We start from the raw sequence: 20,558 nt of genomic DNA on the forward strand, positions 1-20,558 counted from the left end.
TTAGCCTCGTTTGCCTGTCAACAGTAATTTAAGATTGTGCCAGCGCTGGGTCAGGTCGAAAGCCGAATACTCCCGAAACGCCTGCAAGGCCGGCCAATTGCGTTGGATGCGTTGTTTCAGCGTGCCGGCGCCGTGCACGAAGTCGATATAACCTTTTAAGTTTTGATAGTGCTGTTCGGAATAGGGAAACCAGTTCGGTTCCTTGGGCAAGCGGCTGCGGCTGGTCAGTCCGGCCACCGGATAGCTAAAGCTCAGCAAGCCCTCGGCGCCGTGATAGCGGCCGAAGCCGCTGCGCTTGACGCCGCCGAACGGCAGGCCGGGATGGCCGATGTTTTTGATGACGTCGTTGACCGCCCAGTTGCCGACCTGCAATTGCCCGGCCACCCGCTCGGCCTTGGCGATGTCGCTACTCCAGATACTCGCGTTCAAGCCGAACTCGCCGGCGTTGGCCGCCGCGACCGCGTCGGTTTCGCTGTCGAAAGCCTGGATAGGCAACAACGGGCCGAAGGTTTCCTCGCGCATCACCCGCATATCGGGTGTGACGTTCCACAACAGCGCCGGCGACAGGAAGCGGCCGTCGAGTTGCAACGCGCCCGAGGCTTGGGCGCCTTGGGCCAACGCGTCGTCGTAATGGGCTTGGACGATGTCGATTTGCCGGTCCGAGGTCATGGCCCCCAAATCGGCGTCCGCGCCGGTGCCGACTTCCAGCTTGGCGACGCCGTCCAACAACAAGGCCAGGAATTGGTCGTGGCACTCGCGTTGCACGTATAAGCGTTCGATCGACACGCACACCTGGCCGCTGTTGCTGAACGCGCCGTACAACGCGGCGTTGGCGGCGCGCGGCAAATCGGCATCGGCGAACACGATCATCGCGTCCTTGCCGCCCAGCTCCAGCAGCACCGGGATCGGATGTTGGGCGGCGCGGCGCATCGCGGCGCGGCCGGACTGCAAGCCGCCGGTGAAGAACAGCAGGTCGGGGCCGGCGTCGATCAAGGCTTCGCCGACCGCGCCGCCGCCGATCGCCCATTGCAGCAGGCCTTCCGGCAAATCCAGGCCGGCGAACAGCTCGACTATCAGTTGGCCGACCGGCAGACTCAACTCGGACGGCTTGATGATCGCGGCATTACCGGCGATCAAAGCGGTCAGTAGCGGTGCCACGGTCAGTTGCAGCGGATAATTCCACGGCGAAATAATCGCGGCGACGCCGTAAGGGCGGCGTTGGATTTGGGCGGTGGCGCCCGGAAACGCGAACGGCGAGGTCGGCACGCCGCGGCCGGCCAGAATCCCGGCGGCGTGTTTGCGGTAATAGCCCAGCAAATCCAACAACGGATAGATTTCGCCGAGCAGGGCTTCGGTGCGCACCTTGCCGGTGGTCAGGCGCAGGCAATCGACGATGGCGTCGCTGTCCGCCAATAGCCGCTCGGTCAGCGGCGCCAGTTTCGCCAGCCGTTGTTCGACGGACAGGCTGGCCCAGGCCGCGCCGGCGGTGCGGGCGGCGGCCATTTGTTCGGCCAGCGCGGCGGCGGTCGTGGTTTGGTATTTGCCCAACAGGCGGCCGTCCAGCGGTGAAACGGCGCGAATCGGCGTGGGTTCTATAGACATGGGTTGGCTGGACTCAGGGTCGGCAAGCAGTTAGGGCGAAGGCTGTCGGCCGAAACCGCGCTGGCGCGGCAAGTGGCGTTGGCTGTCACCGGCTCGGGCTAGTTTTTCAACCAACGGCTTTGATCGATGTCGCGGAACGCCACGCCGTGTTTTTGCGAAATCAGCCGCGCCGAAATCCGTGCCGATTCGTAAATCGTCGGCAGGCCGCTGCCGGGATGGGTGCCGCCGCCGACCAGATAGCAGTTGTCCAGCTCCTCGAAGCGGTTGTGCGGCCGCCAGTACAGCATCTGGCCGAAGTGGTGGGCCAGGCTGAAGGTCGCGCCCTTGTAGACGTATTCGTCGCTTTCCCAACTGCCCGGCGTGATGATTTTTTCGCATTCGATATGCTCGCGCAGATCGGTCAAGCCCATGCGTTCGGCCAAGGTATCCAAGACTTGCTCGCGCACGGTTTGGCAATGTGCCTGCCAATCCACGCTGCTATCGTTGTTCGGCATCGGCACCAGCACGTACAGCGCCGATTTGCCGGCCGGCGCCAGCGTGGCGTCGCTGGCGGACGCGTTTTGCACGTAGAACGAAAAATCCCGGCTCAGGGTTTTGTCGGCGAAGATATTGCGGATGTTGGTGCGATAGTCCTTGGCGAAGGCGATGGTGTGGTGGGGCAGGTCGTAGACCTTGTCCAAACCCAGATACAGCATGAAGGTCGAGCAAGAGTAATCGAGTTTTTTCAGTTTTTCCGGCGCGTACTTTTTCAGTTGGCCGGGTTGCAGCAAATGGCTCATCGCGTGGGCGAAATCGGCGTTGACGATCACTTCGTCGCCGCGAACCTCGTCGCCGTTGTCCAGCTTGACGCCCTGGACCGCGCCGTTTTCGACGATGAGCGATGCAACCCCGCTATTCAGGCGAATCTCGCCGCCGCATTCGCCGACGACCTTAGCCATCGCCTCGGCGATTTGATTCAAACCGCCCTTGACGTGATAGATGCCGTATTCGTGTTCCAGATAGGGCAGCATTGTGAATAAGGCTGGACATTCCCACGGCGACATGCCCAGATATTTGGATTGAAAGCAAAACGCCAACCGCATTTTTTCCTGATTGAAGTAGCGGCCGAGATTGGCGAATACGCTTTTCGGATAGGCCAGCCAGGGCAGGGCCTTGATCAAATCCCAGGACAAAAACGAAGCCAGGTCGGAATAGTCGCGGGTGATGCAGGGATATAGGGCTTTAAAGCGTTTGCGCTCGTTGACGATGAAGTCGTCGTAGCCGGCGGTGCCTTCGTCGAACACCCGGTTCAGTTCGGCCCGCATGTTCTCGCGGTCGGAGTACACCGAAATTTCGCGGTCGGCGTATTGCAGGCGGTACATCGGCGCCAGCGGCAGGAATTCCAGGTAGTCCGCGCTTTGCCGGCCGCACAATTCGAACATTTCGTCCAACACGCCCTTCATCAGCAAAAACGTCGGTCCGGTGTCGAAGGTAAAGCCGTTCATCCGAATCGCCCGGTTGCGGCCCCCGACTTCCGGGTGTTTATCGAATATCGTAACCTTGAAACCGCGCTGGCCGAGCAGCATGCCGGCGCACAGGCCGCCCGGGCCGGCGCCGACGATGATGATGTGTTTGGGCATGAGTGACTGAGGGGGAGCGTTGAAAAAAGCCGGTAATGTAACAGTATTTTTCGGCTTTGACCCAAGCGATGATGTCGGCCGCCGCCGCCGCTGTTCGGCCGGCGATGTGCCGGCTGGTCCGCTAGGCGCCGCCGGAGGCGGGTTCGATGCCGATTCGGCTCAGTAAGGCTAGGGCCGCGTCGTAATCGTAACCGGCTACCGCTCGTTGAAAATCGGCGTGCGATTCGCCGAGCGCGGCTTGTAAAGCCGCGTCCAGCTCGCGCGCCGAGCGATTGGCCAAGGCGTTGTTTTCGGCGAGCAAATCCGCCAATTCGCTCAGGCGCCGCCGCGCTTCGGTTGGGTCGATGGCGGCGGCGACCGAAGCGACGAACGGCATGTCGCCGATGTCTTGCAACAAGGGTTGCAATTCGGCCGCGCAGGCCTCGATCAGCGGCAGGCAGAGGTCGGCGCTCAGCCGGTCTCGAAGCGCGCGATCCAGCGGGGCTATCCGCTCGGCCAGCGCGACCGCGCCCAAGGTTGCCGCGACGCCTTTCAGGGTATGGCTCAGCGCCCTGGCCGATTTGTAGTCGCCGCGCGTCAGCAGTTGGGCGATGTCGGTCGGATCGTCGCGGTTATGCTCGGCGAATTGGCGCAGCAGCTGCAGATATTTGACCGGATCGCCGCGCAGCATCGCCAAGCCCCGCTCCGCGTCGAGGCCGCGAATTCCGCGTAGGCGCTCCAGGAGCTGACTCGTGTCGTCGCCAGCACCGGCGGACTCGGCAATCGGCTGCGGCGATGTCGGTTCCGGCGTCGGTGTCAACCAGTGCAGCAATGTCGCATACAGTGCCGTCGGGTTGACCGGTTTGGCGACAAAGTCGTTCATGCCGGCTTGCAGGCAGGCGGCGCGGTCTTCGTCGAAGGCGTTGGCGGTCATCGCCAGGATAGGCAACGCCGCGAACTCCGGCAGTTCCCGAATCGCTCGAACGGCTTCCAGGCCGTCCATTTCCGGCATCTGCATGTCCATCAGGACCAAATCGTAATGACGGCTCAGAATTTTCTCGACCGCCAGCTTGCCGTTTTCGGCGGTATCGACGATCAGGCCGACACCGTGCAACAGTTCCAACGCGACTTCGCGATTGATCGGGTTATCCTCGGCCAGCAGCAATCGGGCGCCGGCATGGTTGCGACGTAGCCGATTTTCGTGGTCGGTCGTCGGCGGCGGCAACGGACCCGCCGCCACGCCGTGACCGCGTTGCAAGCGGGCGGTAAACCAGAACCGGCTGCCGGCGCCGAGTCGGCTTTCGACGCCGGCATCGCCGCCCATCATTTGCGCCAGCTTTTTGGTGATGGCCAAGCCCAGACCGGTGCCGCCGTATTTACGGGTGGTGGAGGCATCGGCCTGGGCAAAGTATTCGAACAAGGTCGGCAATTGCTCGGCGGCGATGCCGATGCCGGTGTCGCTGACCTCGAAGCGGACCAGCAATCCGTCGTGTCGGTCTTCCAATAAACGCGCCACCAGTCGCACCGTGCCGGTTTCGGTAAATTTGATGGCGTTACCGGTGTAGTTGAGCATGGCTTGGCGCAGGCGGGTGGGGTCGCCGCGCAACCAGGTCGGTACGCCGGCGTTTTCGACCTCCACCCGCAGGCCTTTATGCTTGGCTTGGTCGGCGGTGAGCGAGCGAATGTGGTCCAGAACCGCTTCCAGCGCGAAATCGGTTTGTTCCAGTTCCAGCCGGCCGGCTTCGATTTTGGACAGGTCCAGAATATCGTTAATGATGGCCAGCAAGTGTTGGGCGGCGGCGTCGATCTTGTCCAGCCTTTCGCGTTGTTCCGGCGTGGGCAGACTTTGCCGCAAGATATAGGTCAGGCCGATGATCGCGTTCATCGGCGTGCGGATCTCGTGGCTCATATTGGCCAGAAAAGCGCTTTTGGCCTGGTTGGCGGCGTCGGCTTGCGCGCGCGCCGCAGCCAATTCGGCGGTGCGACTGGCCACCAGTTCCTCGAGGTGGTGGCGATAGCGGTCCAGTTCGGCGCCGATGCGTTTTTTCTCGGTGATGTCCTCCTGGACCGATACGTAGTGGCTGACGCCGCCGTCGCTACCGCGCACCGGAATCACGATGGCGAACTCGACGTATTCGCCGCCGTCCTTGCGCCGATTGACGAATTCGCCCTTCCAGGTTTCGCCGCGCGCCAAGGCCGCGTTGAGCGCTTGGTAGGTGGTCGCCGGAGTTTTGCCGGATTTTAGCAGTCCGGGCGTACGGCCAATGACCTCGTTCCGGCCGTAACCGCTACGTTCGACGAAGGCTTGATTGACGTATTCGATGTTGCGGTCAAGGTCCGTGATCAAAATCGCGTCGGGGCTTTGTTCGACGGTTTGCGCCAGTTTGTGCAGTTGTTCGTCGGCGCGTTTGCGTTCGGTAATGTCCAGATTGATGCCGGCCAAGCGGGCCGGCTGGCCGGCGGCGTCCAATCGGGCCTGGCCCTTGCTCGCCAGCCAGCGGATTTCGCCGTTATCGAGCCTTAGGCGGAATTCGACATCGAACGGTTCTCCGATTAAAACTCGAGACTCCCATTGCCGGTCGATTTCCGCCAAATCGTTCGGATGAATCAGATTGCGCCATTCCCGGTAGCTGACTTCGGTTCGGCCCGGCATCCCGTAAAGCCGGGCGCATTCCGGAGACCAGTAGCAGCGACCGCTGGTAATGTCCAATTCCCAGATACCGACGTGAGCGCCTTCCTGGGCCATCAGCAGACGCTGTTCGCTGGCCAGCAAGGCCGCCGCCGCGGCCTCGGCGCGCTGTTGGGCGGCCAGCGCGTCCTCCATCAGATTCAGCGCGGCCTGACGGGCTTGTTGCTGCTCGAGTAATGCTTGCTCTTGGTTTTCCAACAGGCGCGCTTCCGCCTGTTTTCTTTCGGTGACGTCGAAAAACGCCATCAATAAGTCGCCGCCCATCACAATGCCGGATACCACCGCGATGCGTTGACTGCCATCCTTGCAGCCGATGCGGTATTCCAACGCTTCGATGTCGCCGCCGCCGACGGTGGCTCCCAACACGGCGTCGCTCCAAGTGTTCATGGCCCAGATGCGGTAGTGTGGGTCGGGAAAGGCCAGTGTCCACCACAGATCGATGTGAGGGATGTCGGCGCGGGCATAGCCGAACGTGGTTTCGAAGCGGAGATTGGCGTCTAACAGCGTGCCGTCGCCGCCGACCAGACACAGCGGTAGCGGCGCATTGCGGAACAGGCTGCGGAAACGTTGTTCGCTGGCGCTGACCGCCGCCTGGGCGAGTTTGTGTTCGCTAATGTCCTCGACGCTGCCGCTCAAGCCCAGCAAGCCGCCGTCGGCGTCCAACTTCGGCACGCCTCTGGAGACGATCCAGCGGCGTTCGCCGTCGGGACGGACGATTTCGGCTTCGCATTGGTAAGGTTGATGCGAGGCCAACGCTTGCGCGATCGCCGCTTCCAGCCGGCGCCAACTGGCGGGTTCGAAGCGGCCGGCGATTTCGGCGAATTTCAGCGGCGCTAGGTCTGGCGGGTGGCCGAAGATGCGATACATTTCGGCCGACCAGACCGCTTGGTCGGTATGCGGGTCCCATTGCCAGCTGCCGACTTTGGCCAGGTGTTGGGCTTCTTGCAACGAGGCTTCGCTGTCCCTTAACGCAGCCTCGATGCGTTTGCGTTCCGTGATGTCTTCCACGACGCTCACGAAACAGCCCGCGCGATGTTCGGCGGCGGCGATCGAGCCGACCGTCAGGTTGACCCAGACTGGGGTGCCGTCCTTGCGCAAATAGCGTTTTTCCAGATTGTAGCGCTCGATGTCGCCGGCCAGCATGCGTTCGATTTGCGCCATGTCGTCGCGTAAATCGTCGGGGTGGGTGATGTCTTGAAACGACATGCGCGTCAGTTCGTCCGCCGAATAGCCGACGATTTCGCATAAGCGGCGATTCACGTACAACCATTGGCCGTTCGGCGCGACCAGGGCCATGCCCGAGGCGGCGTGTTCCAACACCAGGTGCCAGTGCGACTCGGCGGCGTTCAATTGACGGGCGCGTTCGGTTTCTCCGGCGCGGGAGCGCTGCAGTTTTTCGCTCAGGCCGCTGACCAGAACGCCGTTGACTATCAACAAGGTCCATTGCATGGCTTGGTGAGGGGTGCCGAATGCAAAGGTGCCGAGCGGCGGTATCAGGTAATACGCCGTGAACAGGCCGGCCGAAGCGGTGGCCAGCACGCCGGGGCCGAAGCCGCCGAGCAAGGCGCTGAGCGCGATCGGCAGCATGAATAGAATCAAGGTCGGAGCGTCGCCGAACTCCGCGGCCAGCGATAAACGCACCGCGATCGCCAAACCGGTCAGCCATGCCGCAATCCCGTAGGCGCGTAAACGGCGGTAGCGATTCTCGGGCATTAAGCGTCTCCGCTCGCGCCGCCAACCGCACCGCCGCAGTGGATAAAGTCGGTGCGGTAGAGCGGCGCTTCGCCCAATCGCGCGCTTAACTCGTTGACTTCTTGCTTCAGTCGGATCATTTCCAGTTCCCGGCCGACCATGGCCCGATTAAAGCGTTCCAGTTCGGCGTTGCGTCGCGCCAGTTCGCCGGTTTGGCGGAGCAGCAGTGCTTCGGCATCCTTTTGGGTACTGACGTCGGACATGACGCCCACCATCCGCAGGGGCTTGCCGTCGATCGTACGTTCGACGACTCGGCCCTTGACTCGGAGCCATTGCGTCGGGCCGGCCGAGTTCGCCAAGCGATAGTCGATATCCACGTCCTGAGTTTCGCCGGCGAAGTGGGCGTTGAACGCGGTTTGAACTCGTTCCCGATCTTCGGCCAACACGCCTTGCAGGAAAAAATCGAAATAGGGCATTGTCGAATCGGGCCGGTAACCGGTCATTTCTCGATAGCGATGGGTCACGTAGGCGCCGCCGTCGACGATGTCCCAGTCCCAAAGCCCGTCTTCGCTGGCCAACAGAGCCAATTGCAAGCGTTCCTGGTTGACCAGTAAATGCCGCTCGGCCTGCCTTTTTTCGGTAATGTCGCGGGTCAGGCCGCGATAACCCAGTAGATAGCCGTCGTCCCCGCGAATCGGAACGCCATTGGCCAGGACTTGCCGGTGTTGGTCTTGGCGGTTGCGGATGGTGTATTCCAGGTCTCGAAACGGCAGACCGTGTTCGGCGATTTCGGCGAGCGTTTCGCGCGGGCCGGCGGCGTCGCCGGCCAACAGATCGAAGAAACTGGCGCCCAGCATCTCGTCGGCGCGATAGTCCAGCTGGTCTTGGATACTGTCGGACACGTAGCGGAAACGCCAGTCCGCGTCCACTTCCCAGATCCAGTCGGCGGAAGCCTTGGCAATGTCTTGAAAGCGCGCTTCGCTAAGCCGCAAGGCGCGCTCCGCCGCCTTGCGCTCGCTGATGTTCAGCGCGTAAGCCACGCGCCGGAGCGGTTTGCCGTCGGCGTCCTTGGTGACGGTGATGTCGATCATGACCGGGAAACGTCGGCCGTTTCGGTCGATGTGCTCGGTCTCGAACATACCGTGACCGTTGCGATCCAGTTGCGGAAGCAAACGCTGGATTTGCGGCCAGACTTCGGGCGGATAGACCTTGGCGATGGGCTGGCCGATCAAATCCTCCGGTGCGTAACCGCGTTCGGCCGCGAATTTCGGGTTGACGGCCAGGAAGCTGTCGTCGGTGGCATCGGCAATCGCCAGCCCGAAATCGGCTTGATCGAAGGCGCGCGCCCACAGGCGCAGACCGGCTTCGACGCGGTCCCGGCCGCGTTTGGCGCGATAGGCGACCCAGCCGATGCCGAGCAGGGCGCAAGCCATCGTGCCCAATAGCCAACCGTAGTAACGGCCGAATGTCCGCATCCTCTCACCGAGGTTGGCGGCGATCAGATTGTCCAGCGCTTGGGCTTGACGCTCCAGCTCGAAAAAACGGATGCGTAACTCGGTTTGCAAGCGGGGATTGCCGGCGATACCGTCGCCGACACCGGCCAGCGTCTCTCGAAATTGGCGCATGGTTTCGGTGTAGGCGGTCAACTTTTGGGCGGCCGGATCGGCCTCGGCGGGCTTGCCGGCAGGCGATGCCGGCGCTTCCGCCAACGCGGCGGCCAGCGCCCGACTGGCTTGGTCCAATAGCGCCAAACCTTCGCGGCGGTCGAACGGCGATTCCGGCGTCGCCGACAAAAACACGTGTAGATAGCCCTTGGCCAAGTCGACTCTGGCATTGCGTAGCCAGGCTTGCTGACTGCCTACACGATCCAGCAGGTTTTGTTGTTCGGTCTGTATCCAGCCGAAGGCCATCGAAAACAAGGCCAACACGAACAGCACCGGACCGGGCCAGGCCAACCGGTCGGCGCGCCGGTCCGCGAGGGCCGGCCAGTCGCGCTGGATCTCGGTCGGTTTCATCGCGCCATCCGGCCAAGTATTTCGGCGGTGGTGGTCGAATCGGGTAGGGCGTCGGCGCCGAAACCGAATGCTATCAGCAGTTCGCGGTGGGCTGCGCCGCCGACGAAGCCGGCCAGTTGCCGATTCCAACGCGCCAGCAGTTCGTGGTCGCCCGGCCGAAATGCCATGGCGCCAAAACCGATGTAACCCAGGCCGTTGTGGCGCGGCGCTTGAAACGGCGCGGCAATTTCCAATTTGCCCAGACGTTGATCGGCGACCATCCGGTTGACACTGGGTTGCGACAAGGCCAGCGCGGCGGTCAGACCGGTTTCGACCGCGACTCGGCCGGTCAACGCGTCCGGGACCACGATGATTTGCCGGTCGGCGACGCCGCAGGCACGCAGCAGTTCTGTTTCGACGGCACCGTGCAGGACCGCGACCTTCAGCTCGGCTTGAGCGGCGAGGTCGGCATAGCTGTTCAAACGATGAGGATTGCCGATGCCAACCAGTAAGGTTGGGCCGACGTGGAAAGTGGGTTCGGAAAATGCCAATAGCGCGGACCGTTGGGGCGTCACGAACAAGCCCGCGGCGATCATGTCGAAGCGGCCGGCCAGCAGATCGGGGATTAGCGAATCGAAGGCGGTTTGTTGCCAGTCGATTCGGGTAATGCCTAGTTCCGCGGCGATGTGTTCGACGGTTTCCACTTCCAGGCCGGTCAGACGGCCGGCGTCGTCGAGATAGACGTAGGGTGCCTCCAAGGCCGTACCGACCCGTAGCGTGCCGTCGCGGCTGATGCGCGCCCAGCTGGTATCGTCGGAGTCGGCGGTTGAGGCGAGCCACCAAGGCGCCACGAGTGCCGGGATCAGCACTAACAGCGCTATCAATCGGATGGCGTGGGGCTGATGCACGCCGGGCTCCCGGATTGATGCCGCCAAGCGAGAAGCGCGGCGGCGGAGAGTGGTTTAAGGGTTGGCATCGTCGCGGTAGGTGTCGGCGATCGCGCGGAACGCGTCGAAATCGCCGAAAAACGCCTCGACCAGATCGGGGTCGAAATGCCGGCCCTTGCCTTCTTCGATAATGCGCCGGACCTCGGTAAGGGCTAGCGCTTCCTTGTAAACCCGCCGGGAAATCAGCGCGTCGAATACGTCGGCCAAGGCCATGATCCGCGCCGACAACGGAATGGCGTCGCCGCTCAAGCCGTCAGGATAGCCGCTGCCGTCCCATTTTTCGTGGTGCCAATGCGCGATTTCCTTGGCCAGATTCAAAAAGGCCACCGGACCGGCGCCTTCGCGTTCGGCCAATTCGATCGCGTCGCTGCCCAGTTTGGCGTGGGTTTTCATGATGCGCCATTCCTGAGCGTCCAACGGACCGGGCTTGCGTAAGATCGCGTCGGGAATGCCGACCTTACCGATATCGTGCAACGGCGCGGACTGGGCCAATAGTTTGATGTAGTCGTCGGTCAACAGCGCGGAGAAGCGGGGATTGGCCGTCAGCTTTTCGGCCAGGGTCCGTACATAACATTGAGTGCGCAGGATGTGGTTGCCGGTCTCGGTGTCGCGGATTTCGGCCAATCGGGCCAGCGCGCGGATGCTGACGTCTTGAATGGCTTCGTTTTCGCTCATGCGTCTGGCGATCTCCGACTCCAGCCGATTGTTGCGGATGCGCAGCCAATCGCGGGACTGTTTCAGTTCGAGTTGGTTGCGTACTCTGGCCAGCAAGATAGGCGCGGTGATCGGTTTGGTGATGTAATCGACCGCGCCCGCGTCCAGGCCTTGCAATTCGGCTTCGGCACTATCCATCGCGGTGACGAAAATGACCGGAATGTCGGCGGTTTGCGGTTGTCCGCGTAGTTGCTCGAAGACTTGGTAACCGTCCATGTCCGGCATCATCACATCCAGCAGCACCAAATCGGGACGAGGCCGGGTGCCGGCGATGGAAAGAGCCTTTCGGCCGGAATTGGCGACGAGTACCCGGTACAACGGCGCCAGCAATTCGCTAAGGACCGTTAGGTTTTCGGGCGCGTCGTCGACGATCAATACTGTTTTTCTGAGCATCGGTTGCGGATACTCCTTAATTTTTAATGTTTGCAATCGACAATGCGTTGCGCCGTCGGTGAATCACGCTGGGAACTCTATCACGATTTTTCCGAGCCGGTCCCGGCAAAACTGTGAGCGCAATCAAACTCCTGGGCTAGGTCGCCGAATACTGGAAACCGCTTAGGTCGGCCGGGCTCGACCGCTTCGATCGCGGGATTGGATAGGCTCAGGCGGCGGCGACCAAACGCCCCAATTTCTCGACCGCGCGTTCGATGTTCCGATCCCAGTCGCAGGCACAGTTAATTCGGATGAAGTTGCGGTACTTACCGGTCGCCGAAAAGACCGGACCGGGAGCGATACTGATGCCCTCGGTCAAGGCCCGCCGCGCCAACAGTAATGCGTCGACCGCGTCGGGCAATTCCAGCCACAGCACGAAACCGCCGGCCGGTTGAGTCAGTTTGGTGGCGGCCGGAAAATATCGGACGATGGCGGCGGTCATTCTCGCGACCGCCTCGGCATAGCGGCGCCGGGATTGGCGCAGGCCGCGTTCGAAACCGCTGTCGGCCAGCAATTCGGCGACCGCCAATTGCGTCAACGACGGTGTTGCCAGATTGGCGGTGTATTTCAGGTATTCGACTGACTTTAAATAGCGTCCCGGCGCGATCCAACCAATCCTCAGGCCGGGCGACAAGGATTTGGAAAACGACGAACAATGCAGCACCCGGCCGTCGTCGTCCCAGGCCTTGATGACCGGCGGCCGCTTCGCGCCATGACCCAAATCGCCGTAGACATCGTCTTCTATCAGCGCGAACCGATGCCGCTCGGCCAGACCCAACAGTTCGCGCTTACGCGATTCGCTCATTAAAAAGCCGAGCGGGTTGCTGTAGTTGGGTACCACCAAACAGGCCTTCACCGGCCATTGCTCGCAGGCCAGTTGCAGCGCTTCCAGGGATATGCCGTCGCGCGGGTGGGTGGGAATTTCGATAGCTTTCAAACCCAGGGCTTCGATGACTTGAAATTGACCGTAAAAGGTTGGCGACTCGATCGCGACAATGTCGCCGGTTTGGGTGACGGCTCGCAAGGCCAGCGCGATGGCTTCTTGGCAGCCGTTGGTCACGACGATGTCGTCCGCCGCCAGCGCGCAGCCGGCTTCCAGCATGCGCCGGGCAATCTGTCTGCGTAGTTCCGGATTGCCTTGCGCCATTTCGTAGCCGGCGATCCGGTTGCGATGGCGGCGGGCGCAACCGGCTAGGGCGCGTTCGATTCTAAGGACCGGCAGAAAAGACGGCGCCGGGACTGCGGCGCCGAAGGGTACGGTGCGGCGCTCGGCGGCGGCTTTGGCTAAACGCAGCACCAATTCTTGGCCGCTGACCGGCGACGGCTGCAGCACCGGTCCGGACTCCGCCGGTTCCGGCAATTTGGTCGCCGGCGCGGCCGGACGCACATAATAACCGGATCTCGGTCTGGCTTCGATCCGGCCGAGGTCTTCCAAGTAACGCAAGGCCTGCACCGCCGTCGCGGCGCTAACCTGTTGGGTTTCGGCCAATTGCCGCACGCTGGGTAAGCGTTCGCCGGGTCGGTAAACCCCCAAGGCAATGGCGCTGGCGAGACGTTCGGCGATTTCCTGGTATAGCAATGACATTGGGCGACCGTTACAGTTGTGGGTGGCGGTGACGAATACAGACAAGCATTCGCGGATTCTGTACGGGTTAAATTTAACACTTTTGGGTCTGTATCGGTTTTGATTGAGTCGGCTAGCATAAGCACGTCAATTGTCGGTAGGGCTTGCGGGTCCGATTCGCCGACGATTCGACGTTTCGCCAACCTATGAGAAACCATCATGAATCTACCGAATCAACCGCGCGGTGCCGACGGGCGTGCCGCGTGCTTCGGGATGCTCGGCATCCTGGGTTTCAGTTTAACCTTGCCGGCCACCAGGCTGGCTGTCGCGGACCTGGACCCGGTCTTCGTCGGCCTGGGCCGAGCCGTGGTCGCCGCCGGGCTGGCGGCCGTCGTGCTTTGGTGGGCGAAAGCGCCCCGGCCTTCCCTACGCCAATGCGGACGATTGGCCCTGGTCGCGGCGGGCGTGGTTGTCGGTTTTCCGCTGCTCTCGACGTTGGCCTTGCATACCGCCGCCGCCGCGCATGCCGCGGTCATCGTCGGTCTGGCACCGTTGGCGACCGCGCTCTGCGCGGCTTGGCTGGCCGGCGAGCGTCCCGGCATCCTGTATTGGACGGCCACCCTGATTGGCGGCGCGACGATCGTCGGTTTTTGCTGGTGGATAGGCGGGGGCGGGCTTAGCCGGGCCGATTGGCTGCTGCTCGGGGCGGTGGCCTCGGTTGGTTTCGGCTACGCCGAGGGGGCGCGGATGTCGCGCGAGCTGGGCGCTTGGCAGACCATCAGTTGGGCTTTGCTGTTGGCGGCGCCGTGTTTGTTACCGGCGGTCTGGCTGGCCGCGCCGGCGCATTGGGCGGCGGTCGGATGGACAAGTCTGGGCGGTTTCGCTTACGTCAGTCTCGTCAGCATGTATCTGGCCTTTTTCGCGTGGTATAAAGGTTTGGCGATGGGCGGCATTGCCCGGATCGGTCAACTGCAATTGTTGCAGCCGTTCCTGACGCTGGCCGGCGCGGCGCTGATCCTGGGCGAAGCGGTGGGCCGCTCGCAAATGATCGCCGCTTCCATCGTGTTGGTTTGCGTGATCTTGGGCCGGCGCGAGCCGCGCCGCTTGCGCGTTCCGGCCCTTTCACACTCTGACGCGAGGTCGCCATGAATAAATATTCGCCGATGTTAAAACGCTTGGCTTTGTTTTTGACTTGGCTGCCGTTCGCGTCGCCGAGTTGGGCCGATCCGCCCACTCTCGGCGGTCCGGCGCCACTGTTTCGCTTGCCTACCCACGACGGCGGCGCATTCGATTTGGCGGAGCGGCGCGGTAAGGGCTGGACCGTATTGTATTTCTACCCCAAGGCCGGCACGCCTGGCTGCACCACCCAGGCCTGTGCGTTCCGAGATGCCATCGACGTCATTCGCCGCCAAAATGCCGAGGTATTTGGGATCAGTACCGATAGCGTTGCCGCTTTACAGGCGTTTCACCGCGAGCATCGCTTGAATTTCACGCTGCTTGCCGACGTCGATGCGCTGACCACCGACGCCTACGGCGTAAAAATGCCGGTGCTGACGATGGCTAAGCGGCGCACATTCATACTCGATCCGGAACTGATCGTCCGGCGCATCGACGACGATGTCGATCCGGCCTTGGACGCGCAACGGGTGGCCGATGTATTGCAAAAATTGCAAGCCGGGCCTTAAACGGCCAAATCTCACGGAGTTATCACGGAGCGGTGAGTCTTTCGTGAATGGCGTCGCGGCCTGGATTGGCCGATAATCGGCGTTTTTTAAACATCCTGCCGTCGATGCTTCAAACCAAACACCTGCTGCTGGTCGAAGACGATCCCGACATTGCCGGCCTGTTGGCCGACAATCTGCGCGACGAAGGTTATCGGGTGGATGCCGTCGGCGACGGCGATGCCGCGCTGGCCGCGATCGCCGGCAATCGCTACGACTTGCTGTTGCTGGACGTGATGCTGCCCGGCGTCGACGGCTTGGAAATTTGCCGGCGGGTGCGAGCCGGGCCGGTGTATACGCCTATCATCATCGTCAGTTCCAAATCCAGCGACATCCAACGCGTGGTCGGTCTGGAAATGGGTGCCGACGATTACATTGCCAAGCCGTTCGCGCTGGCCGAAGTCGTCGCCAGAGTCCGCGCGCTGTTGCGGCGGGTGGCGGCGTTGAGCCAACCGGCCGCCGAACCGGCCGATGCTGTTCTGATCGCCGGCGGTTTGCGGATCGATGCGCAAAGCCGCGCGGTGGCGTTGGACGGTCAACCGGTAGCCCTGACCGCGCGCGAATTCGACTTGCTGCACTTCTTCGCCCGCCATCCCGGCCGCATGTTCACCCGGCTGGAATTGCTGAACCAGGTTTGGGGTTACAACCACGACGGCTACGAACACACTGTCAACTCCCACATCAACCGCTTGCGGGCCAAAATCGAAGCTGATCCGGCCAAACCGGCGCGCATCCTGACGGTGTGGGGCGTCGGCTACAAGTTCGCCGGAGCGGACGATCCCGGCGCATGACGCTGAGTTTCCAAAGCCGCATCGCCCTGTTGTTCGCCGCGCTGTTCGTCGCGGTGCAGGCGCTGACGGTGGTCTGTATTTATCTCGCGGTACGCGACAATCTGCTGCGTCAGCTCGACCAGGACTTGCGCTACGCCGAGCAAGCCTTCCGGCAACTGCTGGTCGAACGCGCCGAACGAGTCGCCGGCGAAACCGGCTTGCTGGTCGCCGATTTTGGCTTTCGCAGTACCGTGACCGGCGGCGACCCGGCCACCATCGCCTCGGCGCTGGAAAATCTGCTGTTGCGGGTCCGCGCCCAGCGCGGCATGTTTATCGACCCGCAATTCAACGTCGTCGCCGATAGCGCCGGACTATGGCAAGGCCGAACGTTTCCGTATGCGCAAACCTTGGCGGAGGCGGACGCCGACCGCCCGCTGGTCTGGTTCGGCCTGCTGAACGACCGCTTGCAGGAATGGGCACTGGTGCCGGTCCTGGCGCCGTTGCCGATGGGCTGGGTGGCGGTGGCGCAGGCCGTCGACGAACAGCGCATCGCCCGGTTTCGGCAAAACTCGCTGTTGCCGCTGCATATCGGTCTGGCCGAACTGAATGCCAACGGCAACCGCCTGCTGGCCGGTTCGGCCCCGGAGGCGGCCCTGGCTTTGCTGAACGACGCGACCGACCGGGCGCTGACCGCCACGGTCGATACCGGTCAAGGCCGTTATCTCGGCCGGGTACTGGCTTTGCCGGCGGCCGGCCGCGCGGAAGGCATCGTCGCGTTGCTGCAAATCAAATTCACCGACGCCTTCGCCGGCTACCGCCATATGCTGTTACTGGCGGCCGGGGTGTTGTTGCTCGGCCTGTTGGCGACGCTGTTCGGCAGCGTGATCATCGCCCGTAATCTGTCGCGGCCGCTGCGCGCGCTGGCCGGCGCCGGCGAACGGGCGGTCAACGGCGATTTTGCCGTCTCTTCGCTCACCGGCCGGAGCGACGAACTGGGCCGGCTGGCCGATACCTTCGTCCGCGCCGCGCAACTGGCCGGCCAACTGGGCGAACTGCGCCAGAAAGACCAGGAGCGGCGCGAGTTGGTGGCCTCGGTGTCGCACGATTTGCGCACGCCGCTGGCCGCGTTGCGCGGCTTTCTGGAGACCATGCAGCGCAAGGCCGATACCCTGCCGTCCGACGAGCAGCAACATTTTCTGGATACCGCGTTGCGTCAGACCGAAAAAGTCAGCCGCTTGGCGCAAGAGTTGTTCGAGCTGGCCAAACTGGAATGCGATGACGCCAGTCTGAATCCCGAGTCCTTCAACTTGGCCGAATTGCTGCAGGACGTCGCCCAAAAATACCGCTTGCAAGCCGAGCAGCGCGGCGTGACCTTGCAAGCCGAACTGCGCCCGGATTTGCCTATCGTCGCCGCCGACATCGGCCTGATCGAGCGCCTGCTGACCAATCTGATCGACAACGCCTTGCGCCACACGCCGAAAGGCGGCCGAGTCCGGCTGGACGCTTGGCCGGCGCGCGGCCGGGTGGCGGTGGCGGTCGGCGATACCGGCATCGGTATCTCTCCGGAATATCTGCCAACCTTGTGCGATTGGGACTCGCCGCTGGCCCGCCGGGCCAGGGCCGACGGCGGCGGTTTTGGGTTGATCGTGGTCGGCAAGATCGCCCAGCTGCACGGCAGCCGCTTGCAAGTGGAAAGTACCCTCGGCGTCGGTAGCGAATTTCGTTTCGACTTGCCGCTGGCGGATTCGGCGCGCGCGGCCGGCGGCAGCCGGTAACCGAACCATGCTCAGCAGACCGCCAACGTCGTTCCCGTTGAGGCCGGAGTCCGCGATTTCGGTCTGCCGCGGATTTTCTCTAGCGATGCTGACTGTTTCCGGCTTGCTGTCACCCGCCCGAGGAGCCGCCGACGGCCAATTTCCGGAAGTGACTTGGCACGGCCTGCTGGACCTGCGCTACCAACACAGCGACGCCGCGCCGGGCGAGCTGGAACACGGTCTGGGCAAGCTGCGCGCCGGCGGCGAGCGCGACCGCTGGCGTGTTAACGAAGCCGCCGCGACGTTGCAGGTACGCTTGGACTGGGATTGGATGCTCAACGCCACCGTCAAATACGCCGACCGCCAATCAACGCCGTTGGATTTGACCGAAGCCTATCTGGCCTACCGGCCGGTAGGCGCCGCCGGCTGGCGTTTGGCCGGCCGCCTGGGCATGTTCTTTCCGCCGATTTCTTTAGAAAACACCGGCACCGCCTGGAGCAGCCCGTACACCTTGAGCTCGTCGACGGCCAACGCCTGGGTCGGCGAGGAATTGCGCGCGTTCGGCGGCGAGCTGCGGGTGGATTACCAAACCGAAGCCGGCGACAAACTCGGCGTGTTCGGCGCCGGCCTGGCTAACAACGACACCGCAGGCTTGACGTTGGCCTGGCGCGGCTGGAGTTTGCACGACTTCGAATCGACCTTGACCGGCCGTCTGCGTCTGCCGGATGGCATAGCCATACCGGCGCTGTTTCCTAAACAGGCCAATGCCAGCCAGAGCTTCGTCGAAGTGGACGGCCGCCCCGGCTTTTACGCCGGCATCGCCGCCGAACGGCCCCAGCGTTACAGCTTGCGCGCGCTGTATTACGACAACAACGCCGATCCGGCCGCGCTGTCCGCCGGCCAATACGGCTGGCACACCCGCTTCTGGAGTTTGGGCGCCAAAGCCGAATTGCCGTGGGAAACCACTTTGATTTCGCAAGCAATGACCGGGCGAACCAGCATGGGCGAATTGCTCGGCGACTTGCGCGCGGTCGACGTCGGCTTTTGGTCGGCAAGCTGGCTGTTGAGCCGGCCGCTGGGCGACGGCCGTTTCAGCGTGCGCTACGAACGTTTCGGCAGCGACGAACGCGATTACCTGCCGCAAGACCGCAACGGCGAACACGGTCAAGCCTGGACCGTCAATTACAACCTGACCTTTGCCCAGCACCATCAATTGAATGTCGAATTCAGCCGCATTTTCAGCGCCCGCCCGGCGCGGCAGGAACGCGGCGAAGCCGCTTATCAGGAGGACACACTGTGGCAAATCGCTTACCGGCTGTTTTTTTAACGGCTTGGGCCGTGGTCGCGCCGGCCGCGGAATTGGCGGGGAAAGCCTTGGCCGGCGGCAGGCCGTTGGCCGATATGGTGGTCGCAGCCCAAGCCTTGGACGCCGCCGGCCGGGTCAACGATCCGCCCGCGCCGGCCGCGATGGCGCTGGATCAGAAAAGCCGCGAATTCGTCCCGCACGTGTTGGCGGTGCGCAGCGGCACGCCGGTGTATTTTCCTAACAGCGACGCGATCAAACACCACGTCTACTCGTTTTCCGCGGCCAAGCGTTTCGAGATCAAGCTCTATAGCGGCGTGCCGCGCGAACCGGTACTGTTCGACCGCCCCGGCATCGTCGCGCTGGGTTGCAATATTCACGACTGGATGTTGGGGTATGTCTACGTCAGCGACGCGGATTATCTGACGGTTACCGACGCCGAGGGCCGCTGGACGCTGGATTTGCCGGACGGCCGCTACCGCTTGAGCTTCTGGCACCCTGACGCGTTGGAACAAGCGGCTGAGCAAATCGTCAGCGTACCGGCCGCCGAACTGACGCTGACGGTGGAATTAAAAACCCGCTTCCCCACCGGCAAGCCGCCGGCCAGTTTGCAAAATCAAGGTTACGGCGACGGGTTTTGACGCGGTGCGAAACCGGAGTACAAATCCAGATTTGCACTCCAAACCGGACGTGGGCAGCGGCGAAATGGGTCAGGGGGAATGCGCCATTTCGCCACCGAGTCCGAAAAATTAAAGCCAGTCGCTAGACATCAGCGATAGAACGACTCGGCTAGAGCCGGGCGCCGATCGGAGTACAAATCTAGATTTGTACTCCACCGAGTTAAGCCGAGCGCCTCAAGCCGGCAAAGCCGACGCAGGCGCCCGCCGCCGCAACCAGCCGAACAACGGCAACACGCTGCCGAACAACCAAGCCGCCGCCGGTACCGGCACTTGCGACACCGCGCTGATTTGCAGCAGCGGCGTATTGGCGCCGGGCAGGTCGGTAAAGTTGTAACCGGCCGCGGTCGCCAGACCGGCGTAGACCGCAAAGTCGTGGTTGGCCTGAATCGTGCCGTTTTGTGCCGGACTGTCCAAGGCATTGGAACCGGCCAGGAAAGCCGCGCCGGTGGTGCCGTCCAGTTCGGTGCCGGCGTCCCAAATGCTGCTGCCGTTCTCGACGAAGGTGCCGCCGGTGAAATGGCCTTGGGCGTCGAACAATTCGATTTCGGTCGGCGAGTCGTTGCCGACGAAACGGTCGTTGGACGGCACCACCATCGCGAAATAACTCAGGTAGCGGTTTTTAACCGGGTCTAGGTCCAGGGTGACGCTGCCTTTGGCGCCGGGCAGGAAAATGCCTGGGCCGAAGGCGTTGACCGACGCGGTCACCGTCGCGCTGGTACCGCCGGCCGCCGCCGCGCCGCTGGCCGCGAACGCCGACGACAAGCCGGCGCCGCTGCCTAACTCGGCAATCGCTTCGATGGCCGACGACGCCGTGGTGCCGACATCGAACGCGTCGAAGGTACCGTCGTGCAAGGCGATGAAAAACGGACTCAAGGCCGGCCCGTTGGCGGCGGACAGATTGCTGAAACTCAGCGTGACTTGAGCCGCCTCGGCCGAACTCAACGGAGCGGCGCCGGCCGCCAACAACAGCGCCGACAGCGCGAAAGCATGGTTTTTCTGCATCGTGATTCTCCTTAATGTGAATGCCAAATGGCGCGGCCATTGTGCAATCGGAAACATCACGAAATCTTCACGGGGAGGTCAAATGGGCGTGAGATG

Annotated in this window: 14 protein-coding genes; 6 read left to right on the forward strand and 8 right to left on the reverse strand. The window is 62.7% G+C overall.

All coding sequences use genetic code 11. The features are described 5' to 3' along the window. The 7 genes from ACQE3E_RS05925 to ACQE3E_RS05955 form a co-directional block, all read right to left on the reverse strand. The gene (locus ACQE3E_RS05925) at nt 1-1,602 is read right to left on the reverse strand and encodes an aldehyde dehydrogenase family protein (RefSeq protein WP_427501318.1); all 1,602 of its coding nucleotides are present in this window, start codon (nt 1,600-1,602) and stop codon (nt 1-3) included. Between the two features lie 98 nt (nt 1,603-1,700). Beyond that, nucleotides 1,701-3,221, reverse strand: coding sequence for a phytoene desaturase family protein (locus ACQE3E_RS05930; RefSeq protein ID WP_313728716.1), 1,521 nt, complete (start codon nt 3,219-3,221; stop codon nt 1,701-1,703). Nucleotides 3,222-3,342: 121 nt separating this feature from the next. Then, entirely contained in the window at nt 3,343-7,602 is a 4,260-nt protein-coding gene (locus tag ACQE3E_RS05935; protein ID WP_427501319.1) for a PAS domain S-box protein, read from the reverse strand. After that, nucleotides 7,602-9,596, reverse strand: coding sequence for a PAS domain-containing protein (locus ACQE3E_RS05940; protein WP_313728714.1), 1,995 nt, complete (start codon nt 9,594-9,596; stop codon nt 7,602-7,604). The genes ACQE3E_RS05935 and ACQE3E_RS05940 overlap by 1 nt, the downstream gene beginning before the upstream one ends. After that, nucleotides 9,593-10,483 carry a transporter substrate-binding domain-containing protein gene (locus ACQE3E_RS05945; protein WP_313728713.1) on the reverse strand — a complete coding sequence of 297 codons (891 nt, stop codon included), beginning with the start codon at nt 10,481-10,483 and terminating at the stop codon, nt 9,593-9,595. The genes ACQE3E_RS05940 and ACQE3E_RS05945 overlap by 4 nt, the downstream gene beginning before the upstream one ends. Before the next feature lie 54 nt (nt 10,484-10,537). Next, nucleotides 10,538-11,629, reverse strand: coding sequence for a response regulator (locus ACQE3E_RS05950; protein WP_064027733.1), 1,092 nt, complete (start codon nt 11,627-11,629; stop codon nt 10,538-10,540). A 208-nt stretch (nt 11,630-11,837) separates the two neighbouring features. After that, nucleotides 11,838-13,253 carry a PLP-dependent aminotransferase family protein gene (locus tag ACQE3E_RS05955; protein ID WP_313728712.1) on the reverse strand — a complete coding sequence of 472 codons (1,416 nt, stop codon included), beginning with the start codon at nt 13,251-13,253 and terminating at the stop codon, nt 11,838-11,840. A gap of 198 nt (nt 13,254-13,451) precedes the next feature. Here ACQE3E_RS05955 and ACQE3E_RS05960 point away from each other — a divergent pair, with 198 nt between their 5' ends. The 6 genes from ACQE3E_RS05960 to ACQE3E_RS05985 all read left to right on the forward strand — a co-directional run bounded on the left by ACQE3E_RS05960 (nt 13,452) and on the right by ACQE3E_RS05985 (nt 19,421). Then, entirely contained in the window at nt 13,452-14,381 is a 930-nt protein-coding gene (locus tag ACQE3E_RS05960) for a DMT family transporter (RefSeq protein WP_313728711.1), read from the forward strand. Then, nucleotides 14,378-14,917: a peroxiredoxin gene (locus tag ACQE3E_RS05965; RefSeq protein WP_313728710.1), complete on the forward strand. Its 540-nt coding sequence runs from the start codon at nt 14,378-14,380 to the stop codon at nt 14,915-14,917. The genes ACQE3E_RS05960 and ACQE3E_RS05965 overlap by 4 nt, the downstream gene beginning before the upstream one ends. Nucleotides 14,918-15,021: 104 nt before the next feature. Beyond that, on the forward strand, nt 15,022-15,744 hold the full coding sequence (locus ACQE3E_RS05970) for a response regulator transcription factor (protein ID WP_168032281.1): 723 nt from the start codon (nt 15,022-15,024) through the stop codon (nt 15,742-15,744). Continuing rightward, nucleotides 15,741-17,498 (forward strand): ATP-binding protein, encoded by a 1,758-nt coding sequence (locus ACQE3E_RS05975; protein ID WP_313728709.1) that lies wholly within the window; start codon nt 15,741-15,743, stop codon nt 17,496-17,498. Before ACQE3E_RS05970 ends, ACQE3E_RS05975 begins: the two co-directional genes overlap by 4 nt. An 85-nt stretch (nt 17,499-17,583) precedes the next feature. Next, nucleotides 17,584-18,804, forward strand: a complete 1,221-nt coding sequence (locus ACQE3E_RS05980; protein ID WP_427501320.1) for a hypothetical protein — start codon at nt 17,584-17,586, stop codon at nt 18,802-18,804. Then, the gene (locus tag ACQE3E_RS05985; protein ID WP_313728707.1) at nt 18,774-19,421 is read left to right on the forward strand and encodes a methylamine utilization protein; all 648 of its coding nucleotides are present in this window, start codon (nt 18,774-18,776) and stop codon (nt 19,419-19,421) included. Before ACQE3E_RS05980 ends, ACQE3E_RS05985 begins: the two co-directional genes overlap by 31 nt. A 213-nt stretch (nt 19,422-19,634) precedes the next feature. Here the strand turns inward: ACQE3E_RS05985 and ACQE3E_RS05990 are convergent, their stop codons facing one another. Next, nucleotides 19,635-20,462 carry a spondin domain-containing protein gene (locus ACQE3E_RS05990; protein WP_071157480.1) on the reverse strand — a complete coding sequence of 276 codons (828 nt, stop codon included), beginning with the start codon at nt 20,460-20,462 and terminating at the stop codon, nt 19,635-19,637. Nucleotides 20,463-20,558 lie beyond the last annotated feature (96 nt).

It is taken from the genome of Methylomonas sp. MED-D, assembly GCF_050276835.1.
In the GTDB taxonomy this organism is placed as follows: Bacteria; Pseudomonadota; Gammaproteobacteria; order Methylococcales; family Methylomonadaceae; genus Methylomonas; species Methylomonas koyamae_A.

What these genes read in the sequence shown, in the direction of transcription:
- ACQE3E_RS05925 (WP_427501318.1), bottom strand. Translation starts at nt 1,602, where the DNA reads ATGTCTATAGAACCCACGCCGATTCGCGCCGTTTCACCGCTGGACGGC.
- ACQE3E_RS05930 (WP_313728716.1), bottom strand. Translation starts at nt 3,221, where the DNA reads ATGCCCAAACACATCATCATCGTCGGCGCCGGCCCGGGCGGCCTGTGC.
- ACQE3E_RS05935 (WP_427501319.1), bottom strand. Translation starts at nt 7,602, where the DNA reads ATGCCCGAGAATCGCTACCGCCGTTTACGCGCCTACGGGATTGCGGCA.
- ACQE3E_RS05940 (WP_313728714.1), bottom strand. Translation starts at nt 9,596, where the DNA reads ATGAAACCGACCGAGATCCAGCGCGACTGGCCGGCCCTCGCGGACCGG.
- ACQE3E_RS05950 (WP_064027733.1), bottom strand. Translation starts at nt 11,629, where the DNA reads ATGCTCAGAAAAACAGTATTGATCGTCGACGACGCGCCCGAAAACCTA.
- ACQE3E_RS05955 (WP_313728712.1), bottom strand. Translation starts at nt 13,253, where the DNA reads ATGTCATTGCTATACCAGGAAATCGCCGAACGTCTCGCCAGCGCCATT.
- ACQE3E_RS05960 (WP_313728711.1), top strand. Translation starts at nt 13,452, where the DNA reads ATGAATCTACCGAATCAACCGCGCGGTGCCGACGGGCGTGCCGCGTGC.
- ACQE3E_RS05965 (WP_313728710.1), top strand. Translation starts at nt 14,378, where the DNA reads ATGAATAAATATTCGCCGATGTTAAAACGCTTGGCTTTGTTTTTGACT.
- ACQE3E_RS05970 (WP_168032281.1), top strand. Translation starts at nt 15,022, where the DNA reads ATGCTTCAAACCAAACACCTGCTGCTGGTCGAAGACGATCCCGACATT.
- ACQE3E_RS05975 (WP_313728709.1), top strand. Translation starts at nt 15,741, where the DNA reads ATGACGCTGAGTTTCCAAAGCCGCATCGCCCTGTTGTTCGCCGCGCTG.
- ACQE3E_RS05980 (WP_427501320.1), top strand. Translation starts at nt 17,584, where the DNA reads ATGCTGACTGTTTCCGGCTTGCTGTCACCCGCCCGAGGAGCCGCCGAC.
- ACQE3E_RS05990 (WP_071157480.1), bottom strand. Translation starts at nt 20,462, where the DNA reads ATGCAGAAAAACCATGCTTTCGCGCTGTCGGCGCTGTTGTTGGCGGCC.